General features: G+C 39.4%; 14 protein-coding genes. 7 read left to right on the plus strand and 7 right to left on the minus strand.

Going from position 1 to position 13022, the window contains the following annotated elements:
- Positions 1 to 6: 6 nt before the first annotated feature.
- From AACM45_RS13045 to recR, 3 genes are all read right to left on the minus strand, one after another.
- Positions 7 to 780: a carboxylesterase family protein gene (locus tag AACM45_RS13045; RefSeq protein WP_339143228.1), complete on the minus strand. Its 774-nt coding sequence runs from the start codon at positions 778 to 780 to the stop codon at positions 7 to 9.
- Between the two features lie 63 nt (positions 781 to 843).
- Positions 844 to 2214: a dihydrolipoamide acetyltransferase family protein gene (locus AACM45_RS13050; protein ID WP_339143229.1), complete on the minus strand. Its 1371-nt coding sequence runs from the start codon at positions 2212 to 2214 to the stop codon at positions 844 to 846.
- Positions 2215 to 2304: 90 nt separating this feature from the next.
- Entirely contained in the window at positions 2305 to 2925 is a 621-nt protein-coding gene (gene recR / locus AACM45_RS13055; RefSeq protein WP_339143230.1) for a recombination mediator RecR, read from the minus strand.
- 126 nt (positions 2926 to 3051) lie between these two features.
- On the opposite strand from recR, the gene AACM45_RS13060 reads away from it, so the two are divergent.
- The 4 genes from AACM45_RS13060 (at position 3052) to AACM45_RS13075 (ending at position 7759) form a co-directional block, all read left to right on the plus strand.
- Positions 3052 to 4521: a sodium:solute symporter gene (locus tag AACM45_RS13060; protein ID WP_339143232.1), complete on the plus strand. Its 1470-nt coding sequence runs from the start codon at positions 3052 to 3054 to the stop codon at positions 4519 to 4521.
- A gap of 25 nt (positions 4522 to 4546) precedes the next feature.
- On the plus strand, positions 4547 to 5428 hold the full coding sequence (locus tag AACM45_RS13065) for an alpha/beta hydrolase (protein ID WP_339143233.1): 882 nt from the start codon (positions 4547 to 4549) through the stop codon (positions 5426 to 5428).
- Positions 5425 to 6066: a GDSL-type esterase/lipase family protein gene (locus tag AACM45_RS13070; RefSeq protein ID WP_339143235.1), complete on the plus strand. Its 642-nt coding sequence runs from the start codon at positions 5425 to 5427 to the stop codon at positions 6064 to 6066. The genes AACM45_RS13065 and AACM45_RS13070 overlap by 4 nt, the downstream gene beginning before the upstream one ends.
- Before the next feature lie 109 nt (positions 6067 to 6175).
- Positions 6176 to 7759 carry a family 20 glycosylhydrolase gene (locus AACM45_RS13075; protein WP_339143236.1) on the plus strand — a complete coding sequence of 528 codons (1584 nt, stop codon included), beginning with the start codon at positions 6176 to 6178 and terminating at the stop codon, positions 7757 to 7759.
- 21 nt (positions 7760 to 7780) lie between these two features.
- On the opposite strand, the gene AACM45_RS13080 is transcribed toward AACM45_RS13075, so the two are convergent.
- The 4 genes from AACM45_RS13080 to ruvX are packed head-to-tail and all read right to left on the minus strand — an operon-like array spanning position 7781 to position 9952.
- A complete protein-coding gene (locus tag AACM45_RS13080) occupies positions 7781 to 8215 on the minus strand; it encodes a DUF5606 family protein (protein ID WP_339143237.1) in 435 nt (144 codons plus the stop codon).
- Between the two features lie 55 nt (positions 8216 to 8270).
- Positions 8271 to 8861 (minus strand): peptide deformylase, encoded by a 591-nt coding sequence (gene def / locus AACM45_RS13085; protein WP_339143238.1) that lies wholly within the window; start codon positions 8859 to 8861, stop codon positions 8271 to 8273.
- Positions 8862 to 8865: 4 nt separating this feature from the next.
- Positions 8866 to 9492 (minus strand): DUF1919 domain-containing protein, encoded by a 627-nt coding sequence (locus AACM45_RS13090; RefSeq protein WP_339143240.1) that lies wholly within the window; start codon positions 9490 to 9492, stop codon positions 8866 to 8868.
- Positions 9493 to 9538: 46 nt separating this feature from the next.
- Positions 9539 to 9952 (minus strand): Holliday junction resolvase RuvX, encoded by a 414-nt coding sequence (gene ruvX / locus AACM45_RS13095; protein ID WP_339143241.1) that lies wholly within the window; start codon positions 9950 to 9952, stop codon positions 9539 to 9541.
- Between the two features lie 98 nt (positions 9953 to 10050).
- Between ruvX and AACM45_RS13100 the strand changes: the two genes are divergently transcribed.
- The 3 genes from AACM45_RS13100 (at position 10051) to AACM45_RS13110 (ending at position 13002) form a co-directional block, all read left to right on the plus strand.
- Complete coding sequence (locus tag AACM45_RS13100; protein ID WP_339143242.1) at positions 10051 to 10866, plus strand: 2,3,4,5-tetrahydropyridine-2,6-dicarboxylate N-succinyltransferase; 816 nt, start codon at positions 10051 to 10053, stop codon at positions 10864 to 10866.
- 195 nt (positions 10867 to 11061) lie between these two features.
- Positions 11062 to 11868: a glycosyltransferase family 2 protein gene (locus AACM45_RS13105; RefSeq protein WP_445227729.1), complete on the plus strand. Its 807-nt coding sequence runs from the start codon at positions 11062 to 11064 to the stop codon at positions 11866 to 11868.
- Positions 11869 to 11949: 81 nt separating this feature from the next.
- Positions 11950 to 13002: a glycosyltransferase gene (locus AACM45_RS13110; RefSeq protein ID WP_339143244.1), complete on the plus strand. Its 1053-nt coding sequence runs from the start codon at positions 11950 to 11952 to the stop codon at positions 13000 to 13002.
- Positions 13003 to 13022: the final 20 nt, after the last annotated feature.

Below are 13022 nucleotides of genomic sequence, written 5' to 3' on the forward strand. Positions count from 1 at the left end.
GATATCTTATTTTTTAATCGAGAACAACCAAGGTAAGAGCTCTGGTTCAGAAAATGCGTTCTCCCAACTGTTATGCCCTACTCCAGGATAAAGTGAATAATGTATATCAGCATTGACCGCCTTGAGAGCATTGACCATAGCTGTAGAATATTTTGGGGGTACCACTTTATCATCGGCACCGTGGAACACCCACCACTTTACATTTTTAATTCTATTGGCGATTGCCGTATTCGCACCACCACAGATGGGAAATGCCGCTGCAAATAATTTAGGATTTCTTCTGACAATTTCAAAAGTACCAAAGCCCCCCATGGAAAGGCCGCCTACATACATTTTCCGCTTATTGATGGCATAGGTCTTTTTTAAGTATTTCAAAAGTCCTTCCAACAACAACATATCTTCGGTAGGTTCAGCTTTTTCATAAAAAACAAATTCACGCCCATCCCCTTGGTTATTGACACTGATTGAGGCCCAACTACTGTTTGCTGAGCATTGCGGAAAAACGACTATGGCCCCATACGTCTCCCTATTTTTCAAAAACAGGTCGGATCCGTGTACAAGTTGAATCTCATTATCATTACCCCTTTCCCCAGAACCATGCAATACAAGTATCAGGGGGTACTTTTTATGGGTGTCATAATCTTCAGGGAACAATATTCGATAAGGCATGGTCGCACTGTTCATCTCAAACACTTCCTTTTTGAACAAAGGGGTTTCTTGTGCATTTAGTGGTGCAAACAGCAGCCACGACGTTATAACGACAAAGGTGATTGGTTTCATTGATTGACGAATTAAAACGTCCCCTAAATTAGAAAAGTCTGGGCTATTGTGCAGTGTAAAAACCTATATTTCCCTATTTACATCCCATCCTTCAAGATAATCAGCGACTGTTTTCACGAACATACCGCCTAAAGCTCCATTGACCACCCTATGGTCATAGCTATGTGATAAGAACATTTTACTGCGGATACCAATAAAATCACCTTCTGATGTTTCGATTACCGATGGCATTTTACGAATGGCCCCCAAAGCCAAAATTCCTACCTGGGGCTGATTGATAATCGGTGTACCGAACACACTGCCAAAAGTACCAACGTTGGTTACCGTGTAGGTGCCACCTTTAATCTCGTCAGGTTTTAGTGCATTGTTACGTGCACGACTTGCTAAATCATTTACGGTTTTGGCCATTCCGACCAAATTAAGTTGGTCAGCATTCTTAATAACGGGAACGATCAGGTTTCCATCTGGTAGGGCGGCTGCCATTCCGATATTGATATTCTTCTTTTTGATCACCTGGTCACCATCTAACGAAATGTTTACCATTGGATGCTTTTTAAGGGCAACTGCGACCGCTTCCATAAAGATTGGTGTGAAAGTCAACTTTTCACCCTCCCTTTCTTCAAATACTTTTTTGGTTTTATTCCTCCAGTTGACCACATTGGTGACATCGACTTCGATAAAACTTTGAACATGGGCAGAGGTAGAAATACTCTCCGCCATATGATGGGCGATTAATTTACCCATTCTTGATAGTGGAATAATCTCATCGCCATCCGCAACATTGGCATTACTCGGTTTCGAAATGGCTTTTTCGGCCTCGATATTGGGTTCTTCTTTTTCCGAAACTTCTTTTATCGGTTCGGCAATTCCTGGTTTTACAGGCTCAGGGGCATCATTTACCCCTCTCTTTCTATACGCTACAAAAGCTAAAATATCATTCTTCGTTACGCGCCCCTCTTTTCCCGTTCCCGCTATGGTATCAAGTTCGGCAACTGAAATACCTTCTTGTTTTGCAATATTCTTGACCAATGGGGAATAAAACCGTTCTGAACCTGAAACATTTTGAACAGGCACGGCAACAGCTTCCTCAGCTTTGACAAGTTGTTCTTCCAATTGTACTATCGATTGCTCAACTTGTTTTTCGGTCTTAAGTGGATTTACGGCTGATACGGAACCATCTTTTTCTATCCCTGCCGCAGTTTCAATGACCGCAACCACTTCACCTACTTTTATGATATCATCAACATCAAACCTTTTCTCGATAAGTTTACCTTCAACTTCACTAGGCACTTCAGAATCTACCTTATCGGTCGCTATTTCAAAAACAGCTTCGTCCATTTCAATGGTGTCACCTACTTCTTTTAGCCAAGTGGTCAGTGTTGCCTCGGCCACACTCTCTCCCATTTGCGGTAATTTCAATTCGAATTTTGACATATTCTTAATTAATGTATCGATTACGGCTTATATTTTGCAAAAATAATACAAAAAAGACCTTATTCTTAGTTTTAACGCATTTTAATCGCTTCAATTGGCTTTCATTGAATTTTCAAAAGGTACTCGATTTAAAATGCTTCGACCCAAGGTCACTTCATCGGCATACTCTAACTCATCCCCTACCGAGATTCCCCTGGCTATCGTTGAAGTAGCCACTTCGTAACCTTCCAATTGTTTGTAAATATAAAAATTGGTGGTATCGCCCTCCATGGTGGAACTCAACGCAAAAATCAACTCTTTTACCTCTCCCTGCTTCACTTTATTAAGTAATTGCACAATATTCAGGTCTTGCGGACCAACACCTTCCATTGGCGAGATCTTTCCACCTAAAACATGGTAAAGGCCTTGGTACTGCGAGGTGTTTTCGATAGCCATTACATCCCTAATATCTTCCACCACACAAACCAGACTCCTATCCCTTTTGGGATTGGCACAGATTTCACAGATTTCAGTATCCGAGATATTTTGGCACGATTTACAAAAATTTACTTCGGTACGTAAACGCAACAAAGCCTCTGATAAATGTATGGTCTGTGATTCTGACTGCTTCAAAAGGTGAAGGGCTAGACGCAAAGCCGTACGCTGCCCTATACCTGGCAGTTGCGAGATTTCATTCACTGCGTTGCCCAAAAGTTTTGATGAATACTCCATTTTGTAAAATTACAATTTATAAAAACCATACTAAATAATAATCCCTAGACAATGGATGAGGTCAATAAGCCGGCATCCATCGCGGTAGAAACAATCTTTTCGTATTTTGCGGCATAAAATCGCCGTATGTCCTCGACACAAATTCTAATCCTGATAGGGGCCTATTTCTTACTGTTGCTACTTATTTCATATTTTACCGGAAAAAATGACTCCAATACGGATTTTTTCAAAGCCGGAAAACAGTCACCATGGTACTTGGTGGCCTTTGGCATGGTCGGGGCCTCTCTATCTGGTGTGACTTTCATTTCGGTTCCTGGTTGGGTGGAAGCTTCCAAGTTCGGTTATTTTCAGGTGGTCTTAGGTTATTTGGTGGGCTATTTCGTCGTTGCTTTTTTACTGCTTCCTATTTATTACAAGCTAAATCTTACTTCCATATACGAATACCTTTTGAATCGTTTTGGTGCTGTAAGCCACAAAACAGGGGCATTTTTCTTTTTTGTATCACGGGTTTTGGGTGCTGCCTTTAGGCTCTATCTCGTGGCCATCGTGCTACAACAATTTGTGTTTGACGATTTCGGAATCCCTTTTGAAATTACGGTCGTCATATCCATTTTATTGATTTGGATATACACCAATCGCGGCGGAATCAAAACCATCGTATGGACAGATACGCTACAAACTACCTTTATGATAGCAGCAGTAGTCTTGTCAATTATTTTCATAACTAAAGAACTTGATTGGAGTTTTGGTGGGTTTTTAGCCTCAGATGAATTGAAAAACTACAATCGCATTCTTTTTACCGATGATATCTTGGCCCGAAATCATTTTATCAAATCTTTCTTGGGCGGTATGTTCGTAACGATATGCATGACCGGACTAGATCAGGATATGATGCAAAAAAACCTAACATGTAAAACACTGAAGGATGCGCAAAAAAACATGGTGTCATTTAGTTTCGTTCTTGTTGGGGTAACCTTTCTTTTTATGTTATTGGGCGCATTACTCTTCATTTATTCAAACCAAAATGATATCGCGATACCTTTGATGGACGGTAAGCCCAAAACGGATCTGTTGTTTCCTGAGATTGCGTTGAACAGTGGATTGGGCCTTACACTTTCCATTACTTTTATGCTTGGTTTGATAGCAGCTGCCTACAGCAGTGCCGATAGTGCGCTGACCTCATTGACCACCTCTTTTTGTGTCGATTTCTTAAATTTAGAAAAGCAACCCCCTGCCGCACAAAAAAGAACTAGAAAACGAACCCATATCGTCATGAGCCTTGTGCTTATTTTGGTCATCATAATTTTCAAGTATATCTTGAGCAGCAATATCATCGATAGTTTACTAACCGTTGCGGGGTATACTTATGGGCCTTTATTAGGGCTGTTCGCTTTCGGAATATTCACTAAACATGAAATTAACGACAAATGGGTATGGTTGGTTGCGGTATTGGCCGTGGCTCTAATCGCTATTTTAGGGAGTTTAAAACCTGAATACCTGTTTGGCTATGAACTCGGGTACGAATTATTACCCTTAAACGGGCTGTTGACATTTTTTGGATTGTGGTGTATTCGCAGAACGCCCACCGCACATTGATTACTTTTTCTTTATACCTTGAACTATGAAAAATTTATATATTCCCTTTTTTCTTTTTTTGGCCACTGTGGTGGCATCCCAAGAAATCGTGACACTACCGAACGAAAGTATAGACGGTGTCTCTTGGAAGAATCCAGAAAAAGAATATTATTCTGATATTTGGAAAACCCAGGTGGTCACCAACGTTTCTGAACCAACGATGCAAGTATTTCGACCATCGGCGGAAAATAATACGGGCACAGCGGTAATTGTTGCCCCTGGCGGCGGGCTTTTCGCACATAGTATCAACAGTGAGGGAAATGATGTGGCCAAATGGCTGATTGAAAAAGGCATCACGGCTTTCGTATTAAAATACAGATTGGTTCCGACGGGTGAAGATGGGGTAGCCGATATTTCGCAACTCGCAGAGACCAATCCGCAAAAAATAGGTGAGCGAGTTGCCACGGTATTGCCCCACTCCATTCAAGACGGGTTGAACGCCATACTTCATGTTCGTGAAAATGCACAGATGTACGCCATAGATCCAAATAAAATTGGTTTTATGGGTTTCTCAGCAGGTGGTGCCGTCACTATGGGGATAGCCTACAATTATAAAAAAACCTCTCGCCCAGATTTTCTGGTACCTGTTTATCCTTGGACGGATGTCATGCCCATTCAAAAACCTAAAATTGATTCGCCCCCAATGCTCATTGTATGCGCCAGTGATGATCCGTTAGGGCTTGCCAAAGGAAGTGTCGAGTTATACACTTCAATGCTAGGGGCCAACAAATCCATTGGCCTTCACATGTATTCAAAAGGAGGTCATGGCTTTGGAATGCGTAAGAATGGGTTACCATCCGATTCATGGATTTCCCGTTTTTATGATTGGGCATTAGCTGAGGGGTTAACACAAAAAAAGACGAAATGAAAAAGCCATTTATCTTCTTTTATCTTCTTCTTTGTACCCAGTTGATAGCCCAACAGGGGTTTCAAAAAGAAGTGGATGCCATTGTCAAACGTAATGATTCCATTTGGGACAGTACCAAAGAGACCATTGTTTTCACAGGGAGTTCAAGTATTCGATTTTGGACAGACATACAAGAACGATTTCCAGACTATCAGATATTGAATTCTGGCTTTGGGGGGTCACAAACCAGTGATTTATTGTATTTTCTAGATAAACTGGTGCTGCGGTATAATCCGAAAAAAATATTCATCTATGAAGGGGACAATGATGTTCATGCCCGAAAAAGAAGAAAAAAAATCATTGCGGACATGAACGAGGTAGTACAGCAAATTAAGGGTAGGTTCCCTGAAACGCAAATTGTACTTATTTCTGCAAAACCAAGCCTTTCGAGATGGAGGTTAAGGGGTAAATACAGACGTTTAAATAAAAGTTTCGCAACCATAGCGTTACAAAGTGAACGTATTGATTATGTCAACGTATGGGATATCATGCTCAAGGGAAGAAAGGTCAGAAAGGATATCTTTATTGAAGATGGGCTACATATGAATAGCTTGGGCTACGATTTGTGGTACGAGCGTATAAAACCATTTTTACCATAAACCCATTATCAATACTATCTAATTTTGAAAAAATAGTACGGATAATTTTATAGCAATCCCTTGTATCTTTGAAAAGCTCTAGGGTTTTGATAAAATAAATACCAACGTTATGAGAAAATCCATCGTATTGAAAAGTGCAATGTTATTAGTAGGTTTAGTATTCTTTTTGTCATGTGGTACCGACAAGAAAAAAATAGACTATCCCAAAACAGATCTAACTACAAGCGCACTGATTCCTAAACCCTTAAAAATGATTGCCACTAATTCGGCTTTTGGATTGGATAGTAAGACCGTGATTTATACGGACCAGAAAAATAACGGTTTTCAAGAGGTCGGAGACTTTTTAGCCAACAAAATAAAAACCCGTTTGAACCTTGAAATCCCCGTAAACAATACGGTAGATGTAAGCGTTGAACGTATCATCTATATCCATCAAACCGACACCTTGGAATCCGATGCACCAGAGGCCTATCAACTGTACATCAAAAACGACTCCATCCTATTGAATGCAAATACTGCTGCTGGTGCCTTTAGGGGCATTCAGACCTTGCGTCAGTTAATTCCAGAACAATCCAACGATACACTTTCAGAACAACCAATGTGGCTAATTCCGACAGGAAAGATAGATGATGCCCCCAACTTTGAATATCGCGGGGCAATGCTCGATGTAGCCCGTCATTTCTTTACCGTGGAAGAGGTTAAAAAATATATAGATATTTTGGCCTATTACAAATACAATGCCTTTCATATGCACTTGACCGACGATCAAGGCTGGCGCATTGAAATCAAATCTTGGCCAAAATTGACCGAAATCGGAGGTCAAACCGAAGTTGGGGGCGGTGCTGGTGGCTTTTACACCCAAGAAGAATTCAAAGACTTGGTGGCTTACGCCGCACAAAGGCATATTCAGATCATTCCTGAAGTAGACATGCCAGGCCATACCAATGCGGCCTCATTTAGCTACCCAATCTTAAATGGTAATGGCAAGACCCTTGAAGCATATACGGGCACTCATGTAGGTTTTAGCACATTTGATAGTCGAAAAGATACGGTGTATTCGTTTTTGGATGATGTTATTCGTGAAATTGCGGCGATATCACCAAGCCCCTATTTTCATATCGGAGGTGATGAAAGTCATGCCACTAAAAAAAGTGACTACATCCATTTTGTGGAAAAGGTTGAAAAACTCGTTCAAAAACATGGAAAAATTATGGTGGGTTGGAACGAGATTGCACAAGCCAAAATAAGCCCTTCGAGTGTCAATCAATACTGGAATGAACCGCACAATGCCATTAAAGCAGCGGAAAATGGCAATAAAATCATCATGTCACCTGCAAAAAAAGCGTATTTGGATATGCAGTACGATTCCCTTTCAAAACACGGTTTACATTGGGCAGCGTACATTCCTGTAGACGACGCCTACAATTGGGATCCAGAATCTTATGTCGAAGGTCTATCGAAAGCATCTATTCTGGGGCTCGAAGCCCCATTATGGTCAGAAACCATAAGCAATAGTTTTGAACTGGAGTATTTAGCTTTTCCGAGGGCAATCGGATATGCCGAATTAGCCTGGACCCCAGCCGAATTACGTGACTGGAATGACTATAAAAAGCGTTTGGTAGGCCAAGTTGCCTACATGAATTATATGGATGTCAATTTTTATAGAACCACATTGGTAAATTGGGAGAAATGATGGTTAGGTAGACCACACCAACTACTCTTCTTCATCACTGACCTTGGCCTTTTCAGATTTCTTGTCCTCTGAAAAATCAGTTATGCCATTCTCATGGAGAATGTTATACCATTGAATGATTTTTTTGATATCGCTGGGGTAGACCCTATCCTCGTCATAATTTGGAAGTACCTCAAAAAAGTATTCTTCCAACTTTAACTTATCTTCTTTATGACCAATGGATGTCTTTGCCCCTTTTTCCTTCTCTTTTATTTTTTGAAAAACCTCACCAAGGGGCACTTCTTCTTCTAGTGTATAAATGGCAATCTCTGATAGAACACTTACATTGTTTCGCAAACTGACCGTAACCCTTTTACCATCAATTAGCGATTCACCCACGAACCCCGAACGGGTTTGGGTCAATAGTTTATACAATCCTGGTTTACCCCCTATTGATAAAATTTTGTCCAATGCCATTTTCAACTGAATTTTGTGCGTGCAAATTTATGTTTTTAAGCCAAGAATCAATGGATTAACGTCCTTTTTTAAGATTGGGAAAACGCATTTTATAATCTACATTGATTTTCCCTTTTGAAATCTTGTCCAATCTATTTTTCAAAAGCCTCTTTTTGAGCGAGGAAAGCTTATCGGTAAACAGTACACCCTCTATATGATCATACTCATGCTGAATAACACGGGCCAAAAGTCCGTCATAGACTTCGGTATGCGTTTTGAACTTATCGTCAGTGTAGGTTATTTTGATGGTATCCTTTCTATTAATATCTTCACGAATGTCGGGAATACTCAAACATCCTTCATTGAATGCCCAATCTTCACCGGTCTCATCTTCGATCTTTGCGTTGATGAACACTTTTTTGAATCCTTTTAATTTATTTTGCTCTTCTGGTGACAACTCTTCGTCATCGGCAAATGGGGTAGCGTCTATTACAAAGAGTCTTATGGGCAATCCTATTTGTGGTGCGGCCAGACCAACTCCACTAGCGTTGTACATCGTGGCCCACATATTTTCAATTAACTCACTCAACTTTGGATAATCTTTGGCAACATCCCCTGCCTTTTTTCTTAAAACCGGGTCTCCATAAGCTACAATAGGTAAAATCATGTCGTCAATCTTTAAATCTTGTTCTTTTTACAATGCCAAAATTAAGCCAATGCACAATATCAAAATATAAAAAACTCAATTTGAATAATTGTTTTCCGTTCGGAACGAACGCTGGGTTTCCTTTTGGGGTCTCGAATATTTGGATATGACCTTGATTCTGCAAGGCAAAATATCCGAAAGAAATCTTTGATTTTAAAGACAGACTATGAAAATCCAGGATCATTTCTTTTGTAACAGATTCCCGATCACAAATCATATGTAGCCATTTCTCTTTTGATATGTCAAGCATTCGTGCTTTTCTACGCCTCCACTTTTCGAGCGCTTCTTCTTCGCTTTTATAATGGGTAAAATGAATTTCAATGTCATCCAATACGCCGATGGGATACGTTTTAGGCCGCTTTTTGTACTTAGAGGCTTGTATAAAAACCAACTCGCTAGCAAGATAGTAATCGATATCGCGTAGAAACTTCATATAACAGGGCCCATATAAAAACAACCCAACAAAAGGGGTTTGATAAGGTTTCTGAAACCATTGATATACTTGACCCCCCCAGCAATTATTACTGATTATCACAAATTCGTTATGGAGTAATCGTCGTAACTCTTTTTTCTTAAGCCAAGAAGCAATCAATTGTCGAACCTTTTTTCTGATATAAACTTCTATCGTTCTGATGCGATCAATGTTTTTTGTTAAGAAATGACTGTAAGATCAATGTAGCGCTGATCTCATCGACGAGGGCTTTATTTTGACGTTTCTTTTTGTTGAGTCCGCCACTTATCATGCTTTGAACGGCCATTTTTGAGGTAAAACGTTCATCTTGACGTTCTAAAACGAGTTGAGGAAAAAGTTGCTTTAACTTTTTTAAAAATGGTTCGATCAAGGCTTCCGATTCTGATGGCGTACCGTCCATTTGCCTAGGTTCACCGATAACGATACATTCAACATTTTCTGTTGTAATGTAATCTTTTAAGAAAGCAATCAAATTGCTGGTTTGTACGGTTTTCAATCCTGATGCTATAAGTTGAAGTTCGTCGGTTACAGCTACCCCTGTTCTAACTTTTCCAAAATCCAATGCCAAAATTCTTGCCAATACAGAAGTTTTGGCAAAAATAAACCTAAAAATGTTATGCATTTAAATTTGTCATCGAAATTACCTTTGTAGCGGTATATTTGCGCAAAATCAGAAAAATGACAGCGCTTAAAACACTAATTGAAAATGCCTGGGATAATCGTGAACTTCTTAAAGAACCGGAAACACAAAACGCGATTCGTGAAGTTATCAATTTACTTGACAGTGGTGCGTTACGATGTGCCGAGCCCAGTTCAAATGGCTGGCAAATCAATGAGTGGGTGAAAAAAGGGGTCGTACTTTATTTTCCGATCCAAAAAATGGAGACCCTAGAAGCCGGAATTTTTGAATACCATGATAAGATTCCATTAAAGACGGGCTACCAGGCAAAAGGTATTCGAGTCGTTCCCCACGCTGTGGCCCGGCACGGGGCATACATCTCTTCAGGCACCATACTAATGCCCAGTTATGTCAATATTGGTGCTTATGTCGATGAGGGAACCATGGTAGATACTTGGGCTACTGTCGGAAGTTGCGCTCAAATAGGCAAAAATGTCCACCTAAGCGGTGGCGTTGGTATCGGGGGGGTCTTAGAACCCTTACAAGCCGCACCAGTCATCATTGAAGACAATGCATTTATCGGCTCAAGATGTATTGTAGTTGAAGGGGTACGTGTCGAAAAAGAAGCGGTTTTAGGTGCGAATGTGGTACTAACCGCATCAACCAAAATCATTGATGTTACAGGTGACGAGCCTATTGAACGAAAAGGTATCGTACCATCTGGTTCGGTTGTCATACCAGGAAGCTACACCAAAAATTTCAAGGCTGGCGATTATCAAGTGCCTTGTGCACTAATCATCGGAAAAAGAAAGGAGAGCACCAACAAGAAAACATCATTGAATGATGCCTTGCGGGAATATGACGTTGCGGTTTAATACGCTAGATGAAAATAGCTAAAACAAACATCCTTTCACAGTTATTTTTGAGTATTCTTTTGGATTTTGTATTTGTAAGAAATTTATGTGATAAAACAATTTAATCCTTAATTTCTTGTTATACCTTTGTACTGACCAAAAAAATAAACTAAAAAACAAGCTGTATTGACCACCCCAAGGCAAAAAATATCAGCATTGATTATTACCTACAATGAGATAGGATACATCGAAAGATGTATAGACTCCGTTTCATTTGCAGATGAAATCATTGTGGTAGACTCTTTCAGCACCGATGGAACTTTTCAATTTTTGAGGAATCATTCAAAAGTAAAGGCCATTCAACACCCTTTTGAGAACTTCACTGCACAAAAATCATTTGCCTTAAAGCAAGCATCACACGATTGGATTTTGTTTATCGATGCAGATGAAATCGTAAGTAAAAGTTTACAGGAAGAAATTTTAAAAACCATTCAATCTGAAGATACTGCCGCAGCCTATTGGTTCTATCGCAAGTTTATGTATCAAAATAAACCCTTAGGTTTTAGTGGTTGGCAAACAGATAAGAACCATCGTCTTTTCAGAAAAAGTAAGGCAAGTTTCACCAATGAAAAGATTGTTCATGAAACGCTTCGTATTAATGGTAACTCTCAATGTTTTTCAAACAAATTGACTCATTATTGCTTTAAAAATTATCAGGATTACAAGGCAAAAATGATTCACTACGGCAAGTTGAGGGCACAAGAAGAACTTCTAAAAGGTAAAAAATTCAATTATTTAAAACTAATTATTAAACCCGCCTGGAAATTCTTTTACAACTTTGTTGTTAGATTGGGCTTTTTAGATTTGAGAAAAGGGTTTAACGTGTGTTACCTAAACGCATTAAGTGTCTATACCAGATACGCTGAATTAAGTAATTTAGAACGCTCGAAACAGCCTGCGGTGTACACCAAATTAACGACCCACCGAGAACTGCAACTTGACGAGAAAAGATTGGCTTCTTAAACTTGACCGCCTATTTTTGAAGAATACCACAACTTCGCATACCCCATTCAACATTTAAACATAAAGCTGTAATATTGAACAATGAAAATCGCGTTGTTCGAGATCAGCACCAGTCATGAAGAATGTATTTATAGTCAAGTCAAATTTTTGACCGACTCTGGCCATTCGGTATCCCTTGTCTTAAATAAGGCACTTGAAAATCAAATAAAGACCTATTCCAACCTATGTGAGCATATTCATTTTATTGACCCTATCAAAGTGGGGGCTTTCAAAAAATTAAAACAGCAGTGGAAATTAGCGCATATTCTAAGAGCTTATGAAGTCGTTGTTTTCAATACGGCAAGTTCTAGTAAAACAGTACGCAATTTGGCATTGCTCTTAAAACCCTTTAAGGTTACTTGTATTGGTATACTTCACAATGGCAGAAAACTAAATTCCAGTTTCACCCAACGTATAATTTCCTTAAAAATCAAAAAATACCTTGTGCTCAGTGATCAAATCGCTGAAGAGATCAAACAAAAAAGAGGGTTTCAAGTCGATAGTTTTTATCCCATTTTTTTTCCTGACTTCGCAAAAGTTGATCTACAAAAGAAATCAGGGATATGGATTGGGATTCCAGGCAGAATTGATTGGAAAAGAAGGGATTATACCCTGTTGATAGATGCCATGAAGGCGATACCAGATTTAACCAACATTAAATTTTTACTACTGGGAAGATTGGATGACAAATCTTCTGAAGGTCAAAAATTGTGGCACCTCATACAAATAAATAATCTTGAAGATCATTTTATCGTTTTTGACGGGTTTATCGCCAATGAGGATTTTCACGCCTATTTAAAATGTTGCGATTACATCATGCCCCTTCTTTCAGAAAATGAAGATTATCTAAGCTACAAAATCTCAGGAAGTTTCAACCTTGCTTATGCCTATAAAAAACCATTGATCTGTAACGGTTATTTCAAAACCTTGCCAGATCTTCAAGAAAACGGTTATTTTTTCGATGCTAACCGATTGCCAACATTGATATCAAATATTCACCGGAACGTTCTTAGCAATAAAAATACATATACCAGCACAAAATGGGCATATACCTATCAAAAGAACAAGTACGTAAATTTTGTAACCAATAATTAGGCAAAGAGTTGATAAAAGCA

The organism is Croceitalea sp. MTPC5 (assembly GCF_036985505.1).
GTDB lineage: Bacteria > Bacteroidota > Bacteroidia > Flavobacteriales > Flavobacteriaceae > Croceitalea.

Coding starts and splice junctions, on each gene's coding strand:
- AACM45_RS13045 (WP_339143228.1), bottom strand. CDS start 780: ATGAAACCAATCACCTTTGTCGTTATAACGTCGTGGCTGCTGTTTGCA.
- AACM45_RS13050 (WP_339143229.1), bottom strand. CDS start 2,214: ATGTCAAAATTCGAATTGAAATTACCGCAAATGGGAGAGAGTGTGGCC.
- recR (WP_339143230.1), bottom strand. CDS start 2,925: ATGGAGTATTCATCAAAACTTTTGGGCAACGCAGTGAATGAAATCTCG.
- AACM45_RS13060 (WP_339143232.1), top strand. CDS start 3,052: ATGTCCTCGACACAAATTCTAATCCTGATAGGGGCCTATTTCTTACTG.
- AACM45_RS13065 (WP_339143233.1), top strand. CDS start 4,547: ATGAAAAATTTATATATTCCCTTTTTTCTTTTTTTGGCCACTGTGGTG.
- AACM45_RS13070 (WP_339143235.1), top strand. CDS start 5,425: ATGAAAAAGCCATTTATCTTCTTTTATCTTCTTCTTTGTACCCAGTTG.
- AACM45_RS13075 (WP_339143236.1), top strand. CDS start 6,176: ATGAGAAAATCCATCGTATTGAAAAGTGCAATGTTATTAGTAGGTTTA.
- AACM45_RS13080 (WP_339143237.1), bottom strand. CDS start 8,215: ATGGCATTGGACAAAATTTTATCAATAGGGGGTAAACCAGGATTGTAT.
- def (WP_339143238.1), bottom strand. CDS start 8,861: ATGATTTTACCTATTGTAGCTTATGGAGACCCGGTTTTAAGAAAAAAG.
- AACM45_RS13100 (WP_339143242.1), top strand. CDS start 10,051: ATGACAGCGCTTAAAACACTAATTGAAAATGCCTGGGATAATCGTGAA.
- AACM45_RS13110 (WP_339143244.1), top strand. CDS start 11,950: ATGAAAATCGCGTTGTTCGAGATCAGCACCAGTCATGAAGAATGTATT.